This window comes from Vibrio sp. S/42/10 (genome assembly GCF_029890535.1).
Taxonomy (GTDB): domain Bacteria; phylum Pseudomonadota; class Gammaproteobacteria; order Enterobacterales; family Vibrionaceae; genus Vibrio; species Vibrio cyclitrophicus.
Genome location: NZ_JAKMZC010000001.1, coordinates 445902 through 468447, shown reverse-complemented (window position 1 = coordinate 468447; position 22546 = coordinate 445902). Strand labels below are relative to the sequence as shown.

At 47.7% G+C, this 22546-nt stretch carries 9 protein-coding genes; 4 read left to right on the top strand and 5 right to left on the bottom strand.

The features are described 5' to 3' along the window. The first annotated feature begins 106 nt into the window (after window positions 1-106). The 4 genes from L8S15_RS02075 (at window position 107) to hflX (ending at window position 4658) form a co-directional block, all read left to right on the top strand. On the top strand, window positions 107-1045 hold the full coding sequence (locus L8S15_RS02075; protein ID WP_010439457.1) for a sugar ABC transporter permease: 939 nt from the start codon (window positions 107-109) through the stop codon (window positions 1043-1045). Beyond that, complete coding sequence (locus L8S15_RS02070; RefSeq protein WP_016768912.1) at window positions 1042-1899, top strand: carbohydrate ABC transporter permease; 858 nt, start codon at window positions 1042-1044, stop codon at window positions 1897-1899. Before L8S15_RS02075 ends, L8S15_RS02070 begins: the two co-directional genes overlap by 4 nt. 6 nt (window positions 1900-1905) lie before the next feature. Then, entirely contained in the window at window positions 1906-3018 is a 1113-nt protein-coding gene (ugpC, locus tag L8S15_RS02065) for a sn-glycerol-3-phosphate ABC transporter ATP-binding protein UgpC (protein ID WP_010439463.1), read from the top strand. A 272-nt stretch (window positions 3019-3290) separates the two neighbouring features. Next, complete coding sequence (gene hflX / locus L8S15_RS02060) at window positions 3291-4658, top strand: GTPase HflX (RefSeq protein ID WP_010439465.1); 1368 nt, start codon at window positions 3291-3293, stop codon at window positions 4656-4658. Between the two features lie 97 nt (window positions 4659-4755). On the opposite strand, the gene pfaD is transcribed toward hflX, so the two are convergent. From pfaD to L8S15_RS21815, 5 genes are read right to left on the bottom strand one after another with little or no spacing between them, the layout of a single operon-like run. Further along, window positions 4756-6393 (bottom strand): eicosapentaenoate synthase subunit PfaD, encoded by a 1638-nt coding sequence (gene pfaD / locus L8S15_RS02055; RefSeq protein WP_010439468.1) that lies wholly within the window; start codon window positions 6391-6393, stop codon window positions 4756-4758. A gap of 30 nt (window positions 6394-6423) precedes the next feature. Continuing rightward, window positions 6424-12372 carry a beta-ketoacyl synthase N-terminal-like domain-containing protein gene (locus L8S15_RS02050; RefSeq protein WP_280571939.1) on the bottom strand — a complete coding sequence of 1983 codons (5949 nt, stop codon included), beginning with the start codon at window positions 12370-12372 and terminating at the stop codon, window positions 6424-6426. Beyond that, window positions 12369-14426, bottom strand: coding sequence for a PfaB family protein (locus L8S15_RS02045; protein ID WP_280571938.1), 2058 nt, complete (start codon window positions 14424-14426; stop codon window positions 12369-12371). The genes L8S15_RS02050 and L8S15_RS02045 overlap by 4 nt, the downstream gene beginning before the upstream one ends. Then, window positions 14426-22267, bottom strand: a complete 7842-nt coding sequence (locus tag L8S15_RS02040) for a type I polyketide synthase (protein WP_280571937.1) — start codon at window positions 22265-22267, stop codon at window positions 14426-14428. Before L8S15_RS02040 ends, L8S15_RS02045 begins: the two co-directional genes overlap by 1 nt. Then, window positions 22267-22458, bottom strand: coding sequence for a hypothetical protein (locus tag L8S15_RS21815; protein ID WP_017098773.1), 192 nt, complete (start codon window positions 22456-22458; stop codon window positions 22267-22269). Before L8S15_RS21815 ends, L8S15_RS02040 begins: the two co-directional genes overlap by 1 nt. Between the last annotated feature and the right edge of the window lie 88 nt (window positions 22459-22546).

The window sequence follows — 22546 nt, the reverse complement described above, 5'->3', positions numbered from 1 at the left end:
GCTCGTAGGGAGCCTATCTGCTCTTCACTCCCAATTCTAATATGCGTGATGCTGATGTGGTGCCGAAAGGTAAGCCATTGGCTCAATTGTGCAACAAGGATAAGTTATGGAGCATGTTTTGACTGAGTCGACTCCAAAACCCACAAGGAGCCAGCCGGCACCGAAACCGAGTTTTGCTGACAGGTTGCAACATTGGTTACCTAAAATTGTGCTGGCGCCAACTGCGTTAGTGACCGTGGTGTGTATCTACGGTTATATATTTTGGACGGCAGCTTTGTCGTTCACCAACTCTCGATTTCTGCCGAGCTTTAACTTCGTTGGTTTAACCCAATATGAAAAGCTGATGGATAACGATCGCTGGATCACCTCAATCACCAACCTCGGTGTGTTTGGTTTTCTATTCATGGCGATTGCTATCTTGTTAGGTGTTGGTTTGGCTGTGTTGCTTGACCAAAATATCCGCCAAGAAGGCGCGATTCGTACTATCTATCTCTACCCAATGGCGTTGTCATTCATTGTGACGGGTACGGCGTGGAAATGGATTCTTAACCCGGGTCTTGGCATTGAAAAGCTGATGCAAGACTGGGGCTTTACTGACTTCAAATTCGATTGGCTCGTCAATTCTGAAATGTCCGTTTACACCTTGGTTATCGCAGCACTTTGGCAGTCTTCTGGATTCGTGATGGCGATGTTCTTAGCAGGTCTGCGTGGCATCGATTCTTCAATCATCAAAGCGGCTCAAATCGATGGGGCAAGCTTACCCACTATCTATCTCAAAATCATTTTACCTTGCTTGCGACCTGTGGTTTTCAGTGCGGTGATCATCACCTCACACATTGCAATTAAGAGCTTTGACCTTGTGACGGCAATGACGGCGGGTGGCCCGGGTTATTCATCGGATCTTCCAGCGCTATTTATGTACGCCCACTCCTTTACTCGCGGACAAATTGGCCTTGGTGCTGCCAGTGCCATGATGATGCTTGCTGGTATCTTAGCGATTCTCGTGCCTTATCTTTACTCTGAACTTAGGGAGAAAAAGTCATGATGAATAACATCAATTTTGCTCGAATCTTTATCTATTCAGCACTGCTTTTCTTCTGCTTGGTGTATTTAATGCCACTGTTTGTAATGGCGCTGACGTCATTCAAAACTCTGCCTGACATCAAGGCGGGTAACTTAATGAGCTTGCCGAAAGAGTGGGTTTTCGATGCTTGGTATAAAGCGTGGGATACCGCCTGTACGGGAGTGAAATGTGAAGGTATCAAAGGCTATTTCTGGAACTCGTTCCAAATGGTGATTCCTGCGGTTGCGATTTCAACATTGTTGGGTGCATTCAATGGTTATGTAGTGACGAAATGGCAATTCCGAGGCTCGAACCTGTTCTTCAGCTTGCTGTTGTTTGGTTGCTTCATTCCGTTCCAAGTGGTGCTACTGCCGATGGCAACCATGCTTGGCAAGATGGGCTTGGCTAACACGACCATTGGTCTGGTGAGCGTGCACGTTATCTACGGCATGGCGTTTACGACCCTGTTTTTCCGTAACTTCTATATCTCGATTCCTGATGAATTGATCAAAGCGGCAAAACTGGATGGTGCAGGCTTCTTTACCATTTTCTTCAAGATCTTATTACCGATCTCAACGCCAATCATCATGGTGACGGTGATCTGGCAGTTCACCGCAATCTGGAATGATTTCTTGTTCGGGGTGGTGTATTCGGGCTCAGAAACTCAGCCGATCACCGTGGCATTAAACAACCTAGTCAACACCAGCACAGGCGTTAAAGAATATAACGTCGACATGGCTGCCGCGATCATCGCCGCACTGCCAACGCTGTTGGTGTACGTCTTCGCAGGAAAATATTTTGTTCGTGGCCTAACGGCAGGATCAGTAAAAGGATAATTACCCATGGCAACATTAGATTTAAAACAGATCCGTAAAACCTATCGCAACGCGGACAACGAAACGTTAAAGGGCATCGACATCAGTATCGATTCGGGGGAATTTTTGATACTTGTCGGCCCTTCGGGGTGTGGGAAATCCACCCTAATGAACACCATCGCTGGGCTCGAGAATATTAGCTCGGGTGAGATTGTAATTGATGGTGTAGACGTGGCGCAGGTAGAACCTAAAGATCGCGATATTGCGATGGTATTCCAGTCGTACGCCTTGTATCCAAACATGACGGTACGCGGCAATATCGCTTTCGGTTTGAAGATCCGTAAGATGCCACAGGACGAGATCGATGCAGAAGTAAACCGAGTGGCTGAAATGCTGCAAATCGAACAGTTGCTGGATCGTAAACCGTCGCAACTTTCTGGTGGTCAGCGTCAACGTGTCGCGATGGGGCGTGCCTTGGCTCGTCGTCCTAAGCTGTATCTGTTTGATGAGCCGCTTTCTAACTTGGATGCCAAGCTGCGTGTTGAAATGCGCCACCAGATCAAACGTTTGCACCAGAAGCTGAATACCACGATTGTTTATGTAACCCATGATCAGATCGAAGCTATGACTCTTGCAGATCGCATCGCAGTAATGAAAGACGGTGAACTGCAGCAACTCGGTACTCCACAAGAGATCTACACCAAGCCAAACAACATGTTCGTAGCGGGCTTTATGGGGTCACCATCAATGAACTTCATTAAGACCATGGTGGATTTGGATGAGGAACAGAATCCAATTATTAAGGTTGTGGGCACTGCCGAACAAGAACACCACATTCGATTGCCACAGAGTATGCGCGACCAAGATGGCAAGGAATTGGTGATAGGGCTACGTCCTGAGCACATTACCGAGCAAGAAAGTGATGATGTTTCTGCCTCCACAAAGCTAGACTTACAACTGGAGGTGCTGGAACCGACAGGGCCAGATACCATCGCAATGGTTAAAGTGAACGATCAAGAAGTCGCGTGTCGTTTGTCGCCAGAGTTTGAAGTATCGGTTGGTCAAATGGCACCGCTGCATTTTGATTTATCAAAGGCGGTATTCTTCGATGCTCAAACCGAAGCGAGAATCGACTTCTAGTTGCTGAGTTAGTTTAACAATCAAAGTTCATGTCTAAATCAAAGGCAGTATCACCAACTACTAATAAGTAATGTGATGCTGCCTTTTTCGTTGTCTATACTTGCTTTTTATCCCTTATAAAAACAGAGGGATAAACGATATATATGCTTCTACTGCAATAATATCTTGATTTAGTATCCCTTAGCTCTATAAAGCTGACGTAGAAACGCGTAGGATCACACTACTTTAGACCAAAAACTAGGTTGCACCTTGGTGCATAAACAGAAGAATACATGAAACTAACAGCAAAACCAGCGGCGAATAACGCTTTACTTATTTCTATTACGACACCGGATTTTAAAGGTGACGAAGCAAAAGAGTCTCTTGCCGAACTTGCTCGCTTAGTGACAACCCTAGGGTTTAAAGTCGTCGGTACACAATCGCAACACCACAGTTCATCTCAAAGACAGAATGTGTTGGGTGCAGGTAAGCTTGCCGAAATTGCACATCTAACTGGTTACCAAGGCTCTATTGAAGAAGCTGAAGATGAAGACTTTCTTGATGAGTCGGGTTTGTTTGATTCTGAAATCGATGAGTTAGATTTTGATGATCTTCCAACGGGCAACTTCCAATACGGTGCCGCTGATGTTGTGGTATTCGACTGTGATTTAAGTCCATCTCAAATGCGTACTGTTGAGGCGAGTTTGGGTGTGGAAGTATTTGACCGTACTGGTATCATCATCGAAATTTTCAGCCGTCACGCTCGTACTCGTACTGCTCGTCTGCAAGTCGATATCGCTCGTCTAAACTACTTAGTGCCGCGACTGCGTGAAACGGCTGAGGGTGATAAAGAGCGTCAAATGGGTCAGGGCGCCGGTGAAACTTCACTTGAGCTAGACCGTCGTAACGTACGTGACCAAATTGCTGCGCTTAAGCGTGAGCTAGTAAGCGTACAAGATGAAATGAAGACCCGACGCACAAGGCGTGCGGAGCTTTTCACTGTTGCTTTAGTTGGCTACACCAATGCCGGTAAATCTTCGATGATGCGTGCAATGACCGCAACCGAAGTGGTGGGTGAAGATAAACTGTTCGCAACACTAGATACTACGGTTCGTGCACTTCAACCAATTACTCAACCGCGTATCTTGGTTTCAGACACCGTTGGTTTCATCAAGAAATTGCCACACGATCTGGTTGCTTCATTCCACTCAACGCTAGCAGAAGCGCATGATGCTTCATTGCTGCTTTATGTGGTTGATGCTTCTGACGTTTCATTCCGAGCTCAGCTTGATGTGGTACACGACGTATTAGCTCAAGTGGGTGTAGAAGGCAGCGAAAAACTATTAGTGCTGAATAAGTGCGATAGATTGACTGAAGAGCAGCAATTAGAGCTGATCGAAGAATTCCCAGATGCGATGCTAACGTCGACTCGTGATCCGCTAGATATCACTAAACTGCACAAGTACATCGTTGGTGTTGCAGAAGAGGGCATGATCGAAGAAGAGATCACGATTCCTTATTCTGGCCAAGGCATCATCGGTGAGATTCGCTCAAACATGAGTGTGGTTAAAGAAGAGTACGATTACGAGTGTATTAAGTTGACTGTTCGCTCTAGTGAAATTGACTTAGCTCGACTGAAAAAGCGTATGCAGAAATCTTAATCTCTTAGCTAGTTTAAGAAGAATAACCAAAAGAAAAGCGACCCGTTAAGGTCGCTTTTTTTATTCGTTGAGCTTAATTAACGCTGTATTGAAATGCCTAGGCCATTCTTTGCGTCGGCTTCCAGCGTGCTAGTTCCGGATCAAGCTTGATACCTTGCGAAGTCAGCAGGTTAACACGAGCCAAGTAGGCTGCGCCGTGCATTAGGTGTTTTGCTAGGTCGACTGCATTACGCTGCTGGTAATCATCTAGGTAGCTGTCTTTCGCCCATGCGTTGAATGCGCCAAGTGCAGGGCCAGCCCATACTTGGTAATCCATCTCACGACCTTGTTCGCCGGTGTTTGACCAACGGCTAGAAAGACCCAAGTACCAACGGAAGATCAACGCCATTTTACGCTTTGGGTTGCCTTCAGCGCGTTCTATCTGTTTAGGATCGCGCTCGTTAAAGTGCGCCACAGTCCCCGCCCAAATATCATCTAGTGTTGAACGGAATACTTGCTTCTCAAGTTTCAGGCGCTCTTCTACTGGAATCGCTTCAATTGAATCGTAGCGAGTGTAAAGTTCGTACAGTTTGTTTGCACGCATTGGGAACAAGGTACCACGCTTAACCACTTGCAGTTTCACGCCCATTTCGAACATGTCTGCTGCCGGAGCCATAGTCACGTCAGCCATTTCGGTTGTCGAAAGCAGCTTACGTGTGTGTTCGCTCGCGCCAGCCTCAACACACGCTTGGTTGATTGAACCGGTAACAATGTAAGCAGCACCCATGTTAAACGTCGCTAGAGCAGCGTCAGGCGTACCTACGCCACCACCACAACCGACACGTAGCGGAGTTTTGAATTGGTACTGTGCTTGGATTTGCTCTTTCAGTGCAAGAATCGTTGGCAGTAGAGTAACCAGTGGACGGTTATCGGTGTGACCACCAGAATCTGCTTCTGCGGTAATGTCATCAGCCATAGGAACCAGCTGCGCCAGTTCCATCTGTTCTGCTGTGATTCGACCTTCATCAACTAGAGCTTGCAGCATTTTAGCTGGAGCTGGTTGCATGAACTTACTCGCGACTTCAGTACGGCTTACCTTAGCAATAACCTTGTTTCCAATCTGAATCTCACCTTGTGCATCACGGCTAAGGCCAGCTGCACGGTAGTGAACGATTTGCGGTGTTAGACCTAAGAAGGCAGAAGCCTCAACCGTTTTCACTTTGTGCTTCAAAAACAGCTCTACACTGCCGCGCTCTAGTGCGGGTTCGCTTGGGCTATGAATCAGGTTAAACGCATAAGGGCCGTTTGGCAGTGCTGCTTGGATACGGTTGATCGCTTGCTCAACGCGAGACGGGATTAAGCCCGCGGCGCCAAATGAACAAAGAATGCCAGCTTGACCAAGCGCAATCACCAACTCTTCAGATGAAATACCGTTTGCCATTGCACCTGCATAGTAAGCGTATTTCACGCCATGACAACGGCGAAAATCTTCGTCGCCTAGGCTTTGTGTACCAAGAGCAGGAGCAAAGGCGCTAACAGGTTGGCTGTTCGCTGAGCTTGCTGAATCGCCCGATGCAATCTCAGATTTTTGGCTTACGCCTAAACCTTTTTCTGGGTGGTTCACGACGTAACAAGCAAGGCTTAAGTCTTTCAATATTGTCGACATTGCTGCGTTATCAAAGCGAGTTGTGCTCTCTTCGATCTGCCAAGGCCACGGAGATAGCTTTTCGTTATTGATTGTAGTTTGAGTTGTCATACTAAATTCTTTCCTAGTTCTCTGTCAGGCTTATGCTTCTTCGATACAAATCGCGATGTCTTTCACTTCGTAAATACGCAGACCATCTTTGCTCAGGTTTGCGTCGCCAACGATGATGCGTTTGCCGTCTTCGTCTTTGATTGCAGTGATGTGTACATCCAGTGACATCTGTTTGTTCAGAGGGTTAATCTGACCACGGTATTTCCACTTCACTTCAGATTGGATTTGACCAAACTTAGGATTGCGGAAGCCAGCACCAAGATCTTTATTTAGAGCGTAGGTTTGCATCAGTTCGATGATCGCTTCGACACCTAGAGAACCTGGCATTACCGGATCTTGATGGAAGTGGAACTGGAAGAACCAATCGCTTGGGTCAATCGTACGCTCAGCGTATAGGTAACCCAGACCGTCTTTACCACCATCGCTGGTGATCTGCACCGTATCGATAAAGTTCAAGCGACCGCCAGCCAATTTGTAGTGCTCTTGCACTTGGCCAGTAGCCGAAACGGGTGCATTGAAGTAACGCGTCGTTTTGTCTAACAGATTGATGTTTACATCCGGTGTACGGTTGTTATCAACGTGCCAAGGGTGGGTCACCTTACCGTTGTCCAAACCAAGTTGGTCTTTCAGTGCTGCACCTTTGAAGTAACCAAATACCGCTGTACCTTGGTAGAACGGCACGCCATCGGTGCTCAGTTTGAAGCTAAAGCTCTGTACGATGTTGGTGCCCATCATTACGGTTGAAAGCAGGCGAGAATCGTTGGTGATCGTTTTGCCACGTAAATCGACGTTACGCAGCATTTTGCCGCTGCCGTCTAGGTTACGGAAAAACAGTTCTTCACCTGGGAAGCCCAGAGTGGTGCCCATGTAGCCTGAGATGAAGCCGTTTGGCTGCAATGAAATTTCCATCAATACCGAGTAAGGCATCAAGGTGTGATGGCTGTTTTCATCAAAGTACCATGCGTTTTCTGGCACTTCGTATTCAGCGATACATGATGAAGGCTTTTTGAAGTCACCACGCTTGCCATCGATCTCAACAACACGAGTGGTTAGCTGTAGGTCGCCACACGGAGTACGTGGTGGAATCATTCCGCGGTAGATAGAGAAATCAGGACCGAAACATTTCTCAATATCACCAGTCGCGAATTCGAACATGTGATAAGGCGTGAATGGAACCGTATCAGGTGTGCGGTTTGGGTAATCAGGCGTTACCGGAGCTTCAACGTGTTGAAGAGGAACCACACCTTTATTTGGCGCTGTTGCTAGGTCTTCAATTTGCGCCATGAGTGGTGCATTCGCTGAAGCCTGTTGGTTCACTGCTGGCGTTTGAGCAATGTGCTGAACTTCATTCTGCAACGCAGGTGTTGTGATAACCGTTTCAGTCGTCTCTAAAGAAGGCTGGTAACGGGTACATTCGTCGTCTTCTTTGATCATCACACCCAAGTTTTGGAAATCAACAATCACTTTGCCGTTGAGCAAAATATCGATGTTAGCTTTCGCGTATGGGCGAGGACTTAGACCAATCTCAGTCACTTCCATGCGGTAAGTCAGTTCTGCCGATTGTGGTAGAACTTGACCACGGCAACGTACTTGTTGAGGGGCATTTTCAAGCGGTTGGAAACGGCCATTTTGAACAAGCGTGTGCATGCCAAGGTGCATCATGAAGAATTGCAGTAGTTGACCACAACCTTCTGCCATCAAAGATCCAGCCATTACTGAGTCATCTTTGAAGTGACAAGGGAAGTACCAGTGCTCAGGCTCTAGCTGTTTGTGACCTTCAATCAGACCAAGTCCCCATGTGCCACCTTGTGGTTCAACACGGCTAACCTTTTCGATCATCATGAACTTCTCTGAGCTGAAGCACAAAGAAGGCTGGTGGCTATTGGATTGGTGAGTTGGGCCAAAACACTCTGCGATGTTTGCAGTCAGTAGGTGGCGCAGCTCTTGGTGGTTAAACTGAGTTTTAGGGCAGTGCAGCATAGGGTCGAAGCGTTGCTTAGTTGCCAGCTTACGCGCCTTGATTTCATCTTCAGTCTGAATCACACCCTTGCCGTCTGCTAGCTCTTCATCAGTGAAGAAGCCCGCACAACCGTTGTCCATTTTCAGGATCATCTTGTCGCCAACGAAACATTCGTACGAGAAGAAGAACAGCAGCGTGTCGCCATTGCGAGCAAAGCTGTTGATTGAGATATCGTAACGCAGTGTATCGCCACCACGAGGCAAGTCGCCAAGGAAGGTCAGCGTACAATCAAGCAGGCGATAAACACGCTCGCCTTTGTTTTCAAAATCAATGCCTAAGTAGCTGATCAGCATTAGGTCACACTGACCAGATTCTACCGCAACAGCCCAAGGGATCTGGCCATCAACAAGGTACGGCGCATCAACAGGAATGTCGTATTCGGTAGTCATTGTGCTTGGCTTGTACTCGTTGACGGTCGCGTTGAGCTTGGTTACACGAGATACCAATAGGTAGTCGGTAGTTGGCAAGCGAACGCGGCGCGAGTAGCTATCGATGATCGCGTAATCAGGGCCAAATACGTTGGCGATGTCGCCTTCAGCGTATTCAACCAGATCATCATAATCCCAGATACATGGCTTACGGATAGGTTTTACTGGTGTTGACTGAACCTGAGCTGGTTGAGCTTGAACAGGCTGAACTGATGTTTGTTGACCATTCGTTTGTTGAGAAATGGCATTGTTCTCTAAACCAGACGTAACGGCGTTTAGCTGTGCTTTTAATAGTGCATCAGCCATCTGCATGCCTTGGGCACGAGTGTGCAAGAATGCTTTGTGCACTTGCTGCGCTGCTTGCTGGTTTTGAGCAAAAGCTTGGTTGTGTGGTGTTACAGACGGCTGTGATGCTGCATCCGTATTAGCGTTGATGTTTGATACGCCATTTTTAGCGGATAGGACATGAGTCATATTGCTGTGGTTACCTGTTAGCTGACTGTGGCGAGTTGGCGCCAGAGTAGGGGATACTGATGTAGGAGTTTCGATTGCTGGCTCTACCGCGTTCTGCGCTAATGCTTTCTTCTCTAACTCTTTTTGCACAAGAGCTGCTTGAATGCTTGCTGTCGTTGGAACCGACGCCACTCTTGCTGCTTGTTTACCAGAAGCTTTCTGCTTAATTGCAGCCAAGTTAGTCACTGGAGTCTGGGCAATATGTTGATAGATATCGCGACCACCGAGAGTCACTTGCTTAACCAATTGACGTTTAGCATCACTCGCCAGTTCACTGCTTAAACGAACCGATAGTGATTGAGATTCAACACTCGACTGGCTTATTAGCAGCTGTGAACATTGTCCTTCGCTGATGTTGGCAACAATCGCGTTCTTAGAGCTGACATTTGGATTCAGAGACTCAAGGTTCAGGTTGAGCAGACCGTGTAGCAGGCTTGCCATGCCAGAAGCTGCGGAGCAGTGCCCAACACGTAGACTCGCTTGAGTCGTCCTTGTGCTCGCTAAACTTAGAGACGAAGACTGATATGACGAAGACTGATGTAATGAAGATTCAGGTGCATGGTTAAGCTCAAGCAGAGAAACATCGTTCGAGCTCATACCGACTTGAGTCAATAACTCATCAGCCACGGCGTTGTTATTCTCGCTTGAACCAAAGGCCAATGCGTTGATGCTGCCGTAAGCAGTGTCTTGGTTGCGCGCTACTCGGCTTTCTTCAACAAGAACAATTGCACCTGCGCCTTCGCCCACATTCCAACTACCGTCTTGCGGTTGTCCGAATTTTGGAGCAAGTGACACTGGGCTGACGCTGTTCTTCAGAATCACATGTTCTGCACTGCCACTAAGGTCAACGGCTGCAATCACGACTGCGTCCATTGATTCTTGCGACATTAGGTTTTGCGCGACATCGATACAACGAGCAACCGACTGTTCAGCGGCTGAAATCGTAAAGGCAGGGCCGTTAAAGTCCCACAGTGAAGAGATACGCGAAGCCATGATGTTACCAATGAAACTGGTGTATTGGTTCAGCTTGGCTGCGTCCATCACACTGTCCATCGCGATGGTTTCTAGCGATTGGTATTCATCTTGTGTTAGCTCAATCCCCATGTTGGTAAAGCTGTCAGCCAATTGGCTATGCAGGTTTACGCGTCCACGGAATTGGTGCATTTCAAGCTCTGTTTCCATCGCTACCAGTACTGCAACCTTTTGGCCTGCCACGAGCTTGGCGTCTTTGATGGCTTCGTCTGCAACTTTCATCAGTAGCAACTGCTGAGAGATCAAACGGTCATCTTCATTCGGCGGCACTTTGAAGCGTAGGAAATCGAGATCGAATTGATCGATGTACGCTCCGTTTGGAATACCATGTAAACCAAACTGATTCAGTAGTTCTAGATGTTGATCTAAGCCTTTCCAGCGTTTCTTAGGCAAAGCAATGAAAGCATCGTTGTTGGTCTCAATCGCAGTGCTTAGCGTCTTGATACTTTGCAGAGAACCGAAGTGAGACGCGAGACCAGTAATGCTTAAATTAGACGGCTGTAGGCTTGGAGATGCTGACTCTAGAGTCTGGTTTACATGACTGGTGTCTGAATACGCTTCAAGCAGTAAGTGAGCATTACAACCACCGAAACCAAATACAGAAACACCCGCACAGCGCTCTGGGTTGCCCGCTTTACTTGGCCAAGGTTGAACCTGCGTTGGCAGGGTCTGTGAACCAAATAAACCTTCTGGCGACGATAGTGGCTTGTCCAAATTAATACTTGGAGGAAGCACTCCTTCTTTCATCGCAAAGATCATCTTCATGATCCCCGGCATGCCGGCTGCAGTCAGCAAGTGACCGAGGTTGGACTTCGCAGAGCCAATCAATGGCGGATTAGAACCATTCAATTTGTCAGCAAAGAAACGCTCCATTGAGGTTAACTCAACCTTGTCACCTAATGGTGTGCCGGTTGCGTGACACTCAATCACCTCAATGCTGTCTGGTGTTAGGTTTGATGCTTCGTAAGCGCGTTCAAAGGCTTGGACTTGCCCTTTGCTATTTGGGCTTAATACGAACTGACCACGACCATCGTTCGACAAGCCAATACCGCTGACGACTGCGTAAATGTTGTCGCCATCACGCTCTGCATCAGCTAAGCGTTTTAGGACTAAAACACCGGCACCTTCGCCAGCAAATAGACCTTTACTGTTGCTATCAAACGGAACCGACACACCGTGGTCAGGGTAAGCGTGGAAAATGGAAAAACCCATGTTGATAAAGAATGGGTCAGCACCGGATACCGCGCCTGCCAACATCATGTCGGCCTTGCCCGTATTCAAGTAATCACAGGCTAACTTCAATGAATACACTGAGCTTGCACATGCCGCGTCTAGGCTAAGTTGCACGTTGCCTAGACCCAATGCATCAGCCACTAACTTAGAGGAATTATGTGCTGCAGCACCATTGATAGGGTTGAGGTCTTGCGCGGTTTCATTGGTTGGTAGCAGTGAAAACTGGTCATTAGCTAATTTATCTTTCAGTGCTTTTTCGACCACCGAGTGATACATCGGCAGAAACAGGTCGTTTGAGCGTGTAGTTGGGAACGAAAGGGCACCCATGATCACGCCGGTACGCTCTAAAACATCGGAATTCAGATCAATGCCTGCGTCGACTAACGCCTTACGGCTGGTATCCAAAGCCCATAGGAAACTCTGGTCAACACCGTTGAACGATTCTGCTGTTAAGCGGTAGCCATTGCTATCGAAATTGAAGTTTTCGATGTAGCCGCCTTTGTCACAGTAAAAGCGGTCTGATTCACCTTGCACACCCTGATAGCTTTCAGGCTTAGCACCTAACTTTTCAGCGCTTAATGTGGTCCGAGAATCTTTTTTATTCAGCAAGTTTTGCCAAAAGTCTTTTGGTGTATCCGCTTCTGGGTATTGGTTAGCAATACCAACAATCGCGATCTTATTGCACTTCACTTGCTGCTTATTCTTAGCTTGAGCCTGAGCTTGATCTTGAGATGGCTTCGATTGAGAACTCATACTAGCTCTCCTTGATGATTCACTGCGCTGCCTTGAGATACACCACTTAATTGCTTAGCGGCGGTGACCTGTTGTTCTAGCCCTTGAATAATTGGCTCGACAGACAATGGAATTTGATGAGTAATGAGCTGACCAATGCACTTGATGAGCGTGACAATATCGTCACCACCTTTGGCATTGGAAGCGATTGTGCAGTATTGGTCGGCTACGTTGTCGCTACGATTGATCTTGTCGATCAATGTGCTAGTTTGACGATCGGCACCGACTTCTACAAACAGGCGAGCACCTTGTTGACGTGCACTCTGGATCAACGCGGTGAAATCCAGCGTTGAACAGAAAGTGTCGGCAATCGAAAGGGCGATGCTGTCGCTGTCGATATTGATTGGTGCGCCAGTCGGTAGACCTGCTGCGCTGATAAAGCGGATATGCTTTGGCAACTCGTCGAACAGTGGTTGCGTGTAAAACTCTTGCACTTGGCTATGCTGGCTCAACGCTGGCGTGGTGTGCATTGCAGTAACACGGTTAGCGGCAATGCCACGTTTACCCAGTTTCTTGAGCAATGCACGACATGAGCTTTCACAACCTGCTAGCACGCAAGTATCACCTTGGATGATAGCGAGATAAGCACGCGGAAACTCTGGTAACAGAGCCTCAATCGCTTGCGCATCACTGCGAACCACAAAGCTGTTCCATTGGATGCTTTCGTCGTCGTTCAGCTGCCAATCTTGACGCACGGCTGTGAGTTCACCAGAAATAGCCGTCGTGAAAATAGGGCTAGTTTGAGTCATCTCAATCAGCGCATGTGGGTTTTTCCAAACATTTAAGCTCGCCCACATGGATGCTTCACCCTTGGAGTAACCCAAAGCGAAATCTGGCTGTACTTTGAATTCATCACATAGCAGTTGTGTTAACAGATAACTACTGCCGACACCGCCAATTGCCAGTTCACTGAGCGACATTTCTTGCGCGTCGTCAGCGTAGGTTTTTTCAGCCTGTAGCATCTCTTTCAAGTTACCTTCGCGTTCTAAGCGAGCAAATAACTGTGGGAAATGGTGGTGAAATTCGCGCAACATACCGGGATAAACCGTGCCAACACCAGGGTAAACAAATGTAACGCCACCTTTGCTTTGAGGCTTCGGTGAGAAACAACTGCCCGCTGGCGTTTTGTATTGGCTATTGTCAGCCATTACTTTTGGCAACGCATTTTCTAGCGCAGTGATCTCTTGTATTGCAGCCTCAATTGAAGCCGCTTGAATCACGATGTTCGCACCAACGCCAGCATTGTGCTGAACGCTTTGGAAGTGGCTTAGGTTTGAATGCATCAAGTTGGCGATAGCAAGTTCGCTGTCCGCAGAATCGCTAATGCATTTAAGCTCTTCTCTTAACGAGGTTAACTTAGAAACCAATTCAACTTGGTCATTGCCAGAAACCACAAACATCAAACGTTCGCTGGATAGCAGTGGCTTTGGTTCTTGCAAACCGGTTGCTTGAGTCAATATCAGGCTGGTGGGTTTCTTGTTTTTTTCGCTGAAGGTTAACGCAGCAACACGTGCTTTGTTCGGCTCAGTGAACCAGTAATTGCTCGGTAATGAATAGCTCGGCAATGAACGGCTCGATATCGCCTCAACTATATTCAACAACTCATCAAACTGCTGCGAAGCAGAAAGTGCAGAATATTGTTGTTGATGGCTTAAGTCTGAAGCGGGGCGGCGTGACATCTCTAGAGCAAGCTGAACGCTATCTCCATTATTTAGATCGAGAGCTTCGACAAAGCCCGCTAAATTCGCGTGTGGGTGAATCTTATTCTGAGCAGCGATCAGCGCACTCAACATCAACAATGATGGTGAGTGAGAATCCAAACAAAGCTTAACCATACTGCCTTGATTGACTGCCTCAATCGCTTGAGTAAGTGCTTGATTAAAATTGCCATCAACCACAACAGTCATTATGTCTGGGAACGAGGGGAATAAGTCGGCAGAAAGCTCAGCCGCATTTGCTGGCTGAGCTAAAAGAGCGATGCGTAATGGCATCGCTTTATTAGAAGGAACAGTCACTATGACAATTGCTCCTTTTCTGGGTTCTTAGTCGCTTCTTTCTTCGATACTGCTGAGCTAGACTTCGGCAAAAATGCGTCGTTTAAGCTCTTGCTGATGGTGACTTTTGCACCTTTCATTACTGCGCTTAAACGACCATCTTGGTGGTAAAGCGAGATATCAGCTTGCAGCGAACGAGCCGTGCTTTTTATCACGCTCAGCTCTAGCCAACCTTGGTCACCATCGTGCATCGGTGTGTAACAAATAAACTCACCGATTGCAGACGGTAGGCTTGCCGCGCCGTATTTCAATCGAGCCCATACCAGCATTGCTTGTAACAGATAATCTTCAGCAAATGGTTGGCTATCGCCAAAGCCTTGCTTAGGAATAAATGATCCGCAGTCGCTGTTTTCAATCTGAGGCAACTGGCATTGAGCCAATAAACCTAAGTCGTCAAAGCGTTCGACTGAGGTAATACCTTGCAATCTTGGTCCATGAAACAGAGTGCCGTCACTGTATAGAGCTTGTGCCGTTGTTACAGGTGCTGAAGTGTTGGCCTCAAAGCGTTTTACTGACGCTTGTTGAACATCTTCAGAGACTTGCACAGAGGCCACTTGCAACTGAGCTTGATACTGTGGTCGCCCTTGGCAACTGATCACCGCTTTTAGCTGATCTTTTGATTTAGCGTCAGAAGAAAGAACCAGTTTCAGCTCTTGCACTTCATCGGTATCAAAAATCACACCCTTAAGCAGTTTGTAGTTGTGAACGCTAACGTTCACCCCTAACAGTTGCTCTGCCACTTCACGCATCCATTGGATGGCACACACTGTCGGTAACACAGGGTTACCGGCAATGCAGTGATCTTGAATGAAAGGCAATGCCTTTGGATCAAGATGACGTGTCACAGTGATGCTTGTATTCAGCGGACTCTTTGCAAGATGCACAGACTCCGCATTAAGCTTTTTTACAGCAGCTTCCTTGTTGTCAGAACCTTGCATGCTCGTACCAACCAGCAGTTGAATGCCAGTTTCGTTCAGTAGTTGAGAACTAAATAGCTCTGCACCCGCCTGAAGAGGAATCACGTAAACACCGCGCTCTGTGAACATACGTTTCAGTGCTGCGTTGACCATGCCACCGTCCCACGGTCCCCAGTTGAAGCTCATCACTTTCGCTTGAGGGTTACGAACAGATAGTTGTAGAGCCGCTTTGTTTAGGATCTCGTTAGACATCGAGTAATCACTTTGACCTGTGTTTCCGTAGAAACCCGCCGCCGAAGAGAACATCGCAATCAGTTTTAGCTTGCTGCAATCAAGAGCACCAAGAACCGCTTCTAGTCCGCCCACTTTCGTGCCGTAAACCATGTTCAGTTCATCAAGTGTTTTGTCTTGAATGTGTTTGTCAGCCAGTACACCAGCGCCGTGGATAAGACCTGTGATGCCTTCGAAATTCGCCAGCGTTTTCGCTACTGACTCATGGTTCGATACATCTAGGCTTAGGTATTCAGCGCTCGCGCCAATCTCGTTGAAAGCGGCAAGTGCTGCGTTGATTTCAAGGCTGCTCAATACAGGTTTTAGCAAGGTATCAACTTTCTTAGGCGTTGGTTTGTCACCTGTTGCTTGTAGGTGAGCGATAGCCGCTGGTTTTAGCTCTTTCTCTTGCTTGCCCTGTGCCCACTGAGGTAGCTCAGCTGAAGTAATATGCTTACTACGACCTGCAAGAATGAAATGAGACTTACATTGCTTAGCAAGCGTGAGTGCACATTCAAACGTCACGCCTTTAGCGCCACCCGTCACGAGAACTTTGTCGCTCTTGGTGAGTTGAGCGCCTGTGTTCTTCGTTTGTGCAGCTCCTGGTGTTGCTGCAATCAATGTTGCACGACCAGATTCACCGTTTTCCGCATGGCTAAGGCCGATTTCAACCGTGTTGGTATCGATATCGAACAGTTCACCTGTGATAGCTTCAGCTAGGTGACGAGCATCAATAGAAGCGTCAGCATCCAATGCACGGCAGAACACGTTTGACCATTCATGGCTTAGTGTCTTAGTGAGACCAGACAATGCGGCTTGGTTAAGTTCTGCATTCGCTAGTTGCTTAGCATCCAGGTAACCAAAGCCACCATCGATACGGCTTAGTGTGAAGAACACGCTGCGACCAGAAATCGCATTCAGTTGGCCATTTAGGTGCTTGGCGAATAAGAACGCTGTCGTCAGTGAAGCTCTTGAGTCTACATTCAAGTTAACCGCTTGCTCGTTGCTTTGTTTTGCATCAACGATAGTTTGTAGGTGAATGAAGCCAGCAATCACTTTGTTCGACGTTTTAAGGTCTGCTTCGATGTCTTTAATAACCGAAGTCACACCAGCATCATCAACGCTGTTGAGTGTGTAGCTTGCGATTTCACTGTTTAAAGGTGACGCGGCAGAAAGAGCACTACGCACTACAGCAACTTGAATGCCGTTAGCGGTCAACTTTTCTGCTAGAACACCAGCGTTGTGACCATCATCTGTGATCACGACACAAGCGTCTTTTGAGAAACAATCGACGAGTTTATCTGCCGCTGGTAGCTTTTTTAGCGCCACCTCATTGTGTGGAGGAAGTTCCGCTGTCGCTGTTTCTGCGATAGGCGTTACTGATTCAGCTTTTGGAGTCGCTACGGGTGCAGCAGCGGATAGCTTGCTTTGCATGTAAGTAACGATTTCACCAAGCGTACGACACTCAGCTAGGTCTTCAGGGTTTAGCTCTGGCAGCGTTGGTAGCTGGTCTTGAACCGTACCCAAGATCTCAACGCGTTTGATTGAGTCGATACCAAGGTCTGCTTCCATGTCCATCGCTAGGTCGAGCATTTCTGCTGGGTAGCCTGTTTTGTCGGCAACCACTTCCATCATTGTTGATTGAACGTGAGCAGGGTTTAGGTCGTTGCTTGCGCTTTCTACAATTGCCTCTACTTCTGCAGCAGGAGCTACTGTCGCTGCTTCCGAACTAGGAGCTAACTTGCTGTTCATGTAGTCAACGATTTCACCCAGAGTACGACACTCAGCTAGGTCTTCAGGGTTTAGCTCTGGCAATGTTGGTAGCTGGTCTTGAACTGTTCCAAGGATCTCAACACGTTTGATTGAGTCGATGCCAAGGTCTGCTTCCATGTCCATTGCTAGGTCGAGCATTTCTGTTGGGTAGCCTGTTTTATCAGCCACTACACTCAGCATTGTGCTTTGAACTTGTTCTGCGTTTAAACTGTTTGATACTGCTTGCGCTGGTGCAGATGCTTGAGCCGCTACTGGAGCAGAAGCTGGAAGCTTACTGTTCATGTAGGCTACGATTTCGCCCAGAGTGCGACATTCAGCTAAGTCTTCAGGGTTTAGCTCTGGAAGAGTCGGTAGCTCGTCTTGAACTGTACCTAGAATTTCAACACGTTTGATTGAGTCGATACCAAGGTCAGCTTCCATGTCCATTGCTAGGTCTAGCATTTCAGTCGGGTAGCCCGTCTTCTCTGCCACTACTTCTAACATGGTTTTTTGAACGACAGCCGCATCTAGACCATTGCTAGCTGTTGCCGGAGCAACTACTGGTGCTTGTGAAGAGACTGGAGCAGAAGCCGGAAGCTTGCTGTTCATGTAAGCAACGATTTCGCCAAGAGTACGACACTCAGCTAAGTCTTCAGGGTTTAGCTCTGGAAGAGTAGGCAGTTCATCTTGAACCGTACCAAGAATCTCAACACGCTTGATTGAATCGATACCAAGGTCTGCTTCCATATCCATTTCTAGATCAAGCATTTCCGTTGGGTAACCTGTCTTCTCAGCAACCACTTCTAGCATGGTTTGTTGAACGATTTTTGCATCAAGACCATTAACTACGGCAGCTGCTTGAACTGGTGCAGCTTCATTAGTTGAAACTCCAGAAGGCATCTTGCTGTTCATGTAAGTAACGATTTCGCCAAGAGTACGACACTCAGCTAAATCTTCAGGGTTCAGCTCAGGTAGGTTTGGCATTTCGTCTTGAACGGTACCAAGGATCTCTACGCGCTTGATTGAGTCGATACCAAGGTCTGCTTCCATGTCCATTTCTAGATCAAGCATCTCCGTTGGGTAACCCGTTTTCTCGGCGACCACTTCTAGCATCACTTTTTCAGCATCTGCTGATTGTACTGCTACTGGTGCAGCCACAGGAGCTGGTTGTGCTTTAACTGGCACAGGCTGAGCTGCAACCGGTGCTGCTGCTTGAGCGGCTACTTGTGGTGCAGGAACGGCTTTCTGGACTGGAGCTTGCTGAGCTGTTGTATTTTGAACTGGTGCTGCTTGAACAGACTGAGCTTGTACAGGAGTCGCTTGTACTTGAGCTACAGGCTGTTGAACGATAGCTGCTGAAGTAGTTGGAGTAGCTGGTGCTTCAATTGATGGTTGAGCATTTACTGGCGCAACGAAGGTTGGTTGCGCTGTTTGTACTGAACCTTGCGTCAGCATGTTAAGTGCAGAGCTGTTGCTGTGTGCTTGCATCTCTAGGTAATGAGCGTGAGCTTTTAGCGTTTCAGCTTGGTGCTGGTGGAACATTTCCATAGAACGCTGAAGGTTCTCAGGAATTGCTACGCCTGCCGTTGCCATTTTCGCTTGCTCAGACATTAAGGTGTTGAATGTGTCACCGTATTGCTGAGGAATCGCCAAGAACTGCTGATGTACTTCTGCTGCTTGTTGTTGAGCATTGAAGAACGACTGCAATGAAGATTCATCAACCGTTACGTTAGACGGGGCTGTTTGAACCACTTGAGGCTGCTGAGCTGTTGTTGCTACTTGTGCGCTTGGTGCTAGAGCAGCTGACTGTTGTACATTTGAAGCTTGAGGAGCAGCCACAGGTACTTCAACGATTTCTGTTTTGATCACTTCTTTTTCCACGATTTTCTCGACTTCAACTTTCACTTCAACAATCTCAGTCTTTTCGGTGACGTTGCCCGAAGCCAATGATTGATCCATTTTCTTACGAGTAGCAGGGCTGATGTAGTTGGTTGCATTCAGCTTGATGTTCATTGGTGATGCCTTCGCAGGTTCAGCAATGTCAGCTTGGTAAGGGTCAATGTTGTCTAATGAAACACCTGCCACGCACAGTTGAACTGCAGCTAAACGAAGCTGTTGGTCACTGTCGCCTTTAGGGCTTGGGTTGATGCTGATTGCGTAAAGCTCTTCGTTCTTATCAGCCAATGTTTTCTCAACCAGCTTTTGAAGAATGTTTTTCGGACCGAACTCAACGAATACACGCGCACCGGCTTCATACATCGCTTCAATTTGCTCGCTGAAACGAACCGATTGCAGCATGTGTTGCTTGAACGCTTTCTTAATCGCTTTCGCGTCTTTGCTGTGTAGTTTGCCCGTTGCGTTCGAGTAAAGCGGCAGCGTTGGAGCGCTGAATGAAGCTTTATCAATTGCAGCAGCAAATGGTTTTTGAGCGTGAGCAACAAGTGGTGTGTGGAAAGCGCCAGATACTGGCAGAGCAATCGCTTTGAAGCCTTGTTCTGTTAGCGCTTGTGCTGCTTGTTGAACCGTCGCAGTTGGACCTGCAATAACCAGTTGAGTCGGAGCGTTGTAGTTGGCAATGCTCACGCCTTCGAATTGGCTGATGCAGCTTTCAACGGCTGGAAGTTTGTCTGCGTCTAAGATGACCGCAAACATAGTACCGCTGTCGCCTTGTTCTGGTGTCGCCGCCATAGCATCGCCACGAGCGAAAGCTAGCTGGTAGTAATCGTCTTGCGAGATAACACCCGATGCACATAACGCGCTTAGCTCACCAAAGCTGTGGCCTGCGACCATGTCTGCTTTGAAGCCAGCTTGAGTCATGATGTCGAACTGACCCATAGACACAGTACCAATCGCACTTTGAGCATTGGCCGTGTTGGTAAGTACCGCTTCTTGCGCTTTGGTTGCTTCTGGTGTGAAGGTTGGAATTGGGAACAGAATTTGCGACAGAGCCGTTTTCTTGTGCTGACCAAATACTTGATCCGCTTGAGCAAGCTGTTGGCGCATCTCAGGGTAGTGACAAGCAAGCTCGCGACCCATGTTTAGGTATTGCGAACCTTGACCTGCAAATAGCGCTGCCACTTTACCTGCGCCGTTTTCAGCAATCAGTGCCGACTCACGGTAGCTAGTGCCGTTTGGCATTTGCCAATGTGCTTTGGTTTGGCTCTCAAGCATAGAAACAGCCTGAGTCAGTTGCGCTTGAAGGTCTGCTTGGTCAGTGACAACTAAACCAAGGCGAGCATGCTTAGCGTCTACTTCGCGTAGAGCGTACTGCTCAGCAACCGCTTCTAGCTTGAACGCGGCATCTGCAGCTTGAGTTGAAACCTGCTTGAGCTCATTGATCAGTGCTTGACGAGATTCCGCGCTGAATAGCAGAGTTTGCGGTACTTGGCGTTGACGGTATTTGTCACCGCGAGCGTGTTCTGGCGTGTACTCTTCCAACACCACATGGAAGTTCGTGCCACCAAATCCAAACGAGCTGATGCCTGCACGGCGCGGTGTGCCGTCGACACGTTTCATCCAAGGACGTGTTTGTGTGTTTAGGTAGAACGGTGAGTTCTCGATATCCAACTTAGGATTCGGAGCCGATACGTTGATCGTTGGCGGCAGTACTTTGTGGTGCAGTGCTAATGCAGCTTTGATTAAACCTGCAGTACCCGCGGTTGATTTAGTGTGACCAATTTGAGATTTCACAGAGCCTAACGCAATGTGTTGCTTCTCTTCATTGTTCTCACTGAATACCGAGTTTAAGCCACCAAATTCAGCCACATCGCCTGCTGCTGTACCTGTGCCGTGCGCTTCTAAAAGACCAAGTGTGTGTGGTGCGAAACCAGCATCATCGTAAGCACGTTTCAGAGCTTTTGCTTGTCCTTCAGGGCGAGGCGCGTAAATACTTTTGAACTTGCCGTCTGAAGAAGAACCGACACCTTTGATTACGGAATAGATTCTGTCGCCATCGCGCTCTGCATCTTCAAGGCGCTTAAGAGCAACCATGCCAATACCTTCACCAATCATCATGCCTTTTGAGTCGATGTCGAAAGGTTGAATGGTTTCATTGGTGGTAAACGCAGGTGTTTTAGAGAAGCTCATGTACATGGTTGGCGAGTTATCAGTACACACACCACCTGTGATCATCATTTCACTGCGGCCTTCAACCAGCTCACTTAGAGCCATACGCATTGCGGCTAGAGAACCTGCACACGCAGCATCTACCACACAGTTGATGCCACCAAGGTCAAAGCGGTTAGCAATGCGACCTGAAATTACGTTACCCAATGAACCAGGGAAGGAGTTCTCTTCCCAGTGGATGTATTGGTCTTGGAATTTTTTGATCAGCATTTCGCTGTCGTCGTCGCTGATACCACTGCTCTTGAAGACTTTTTTCAAAACAGGGTATTGAAGACGTGCATTTAGGCTTTGAGCGATCTTTTGACCACCACCAACACCGAGCGTGATACCGATCTTATCGCGATCGTAGCCTTCAGGCAGCTTGGCATCTTCAAGTACTTCTTTAGCAACGATCAGAGAAAGCAGCTGTGAAGTGTCTGTCAGTTCTAGGATATTTGGCGGAAGGCCGAACTCCATTGGGTTGAAGTCTACTTCTGGGATGAAACCACCGCGCTTACAGTAAGACTTGTCTGGCGTAGTACGATCTGAATCGTAGTAATCTTCTGGACGCCAGTGCGTATCTGGTACTTCAGTAATCGCATCGATCTTTTCGCTGATAAGATCCCAAAATTTATTCAGGTAGCGAGAGTTTGCAAACATGCTCGCCATACCAACGATAGCGACAGGCATATCTTTAAGGCGTTTATTCAGTCGAGAATCGTCGACTGGTTCCGGTGTATTTGTCTCGGGTTGGCTCATTATGAGTCTCCACTAGAAATCACAGAAAGTGATGTCGTGTTTTGAGGCTGCGCTTTTAAAGCTATAGAAAGAAAATCTGAAACAGACTTAGGGAAGCGCAGCTGAAAATTCAGGTTGCTGAGTGGCGGCAACCAGATAGAAATTAGTTTTTCGAAGTGCGTTGACTTACGAGAGTAGGGGAGGTGTTTCATGTGCGAAGAGAGCATTCGAATGTGAGGGTCATGTCCATTAAAATCCTGTCCAAAGTACTGCTTTTGTGCAAAGCAGGTATCCGCAAAA

Excerpts from the sequence above, each read along its gene's own strand:
- ugpC (WP_010439463.1), top strand. The coding sequence starts at position 1,906 with ATGGCAACATTAGATTTAAAACAGATCCGTAAAACCTATCGCAACGCG.
- L8S15_RS02070 (WP_016768912.1), top strand. The coding sequence starts at position 1,042 with ATGATGAATAACATCAATTTTGCTCGAATCTTTATCTATTCAGCACTG.
- pfaD (WP_010439468.1), bottom strand. The coding sequence starts at position 6,393 with ATGACAACTCAAACTACAATCAATAACGAAAAGCTATCTCCGTGGCCT.
- L8S15_RS21815 (WP_017098773.1), bottom strand. The coding sequence starts at position 22,458 with ATGAAACACCTCCCCTACTCTCGTAAGTCAACGCACTTCGAAAAACTA.
- L8S15_RS02075 (WP_010439457.1), top strand. The coding sequence starts at position 107 with ATGGAGCATGTTTTGACTGAGTCGACTCCAAAACCCACAAGGAGCCAG.
- L8S15_RS02050 (WP_280571939.1), bottom strand. The coding sequence starts at position 12,372 with ATGAGTTCTCAATCGAAGCCATCTCAAGATCAAGCTCAGGCTCAAGCT.
- hflX (WP_010439465.1), top strand. The coding sequence starts at position 3,291 with ATGAAACTAACAGCAAAACCAGCGGCGAATAACGCTTTACTTATTTCT.
- L8S15_RS02040 (WP_280571937.1), bottom strand. The coding sequence starts at position 22,267 with ATGAGCCAACCCGAGACAAATACACCGGAACCAGTCGACGATTCTCGA.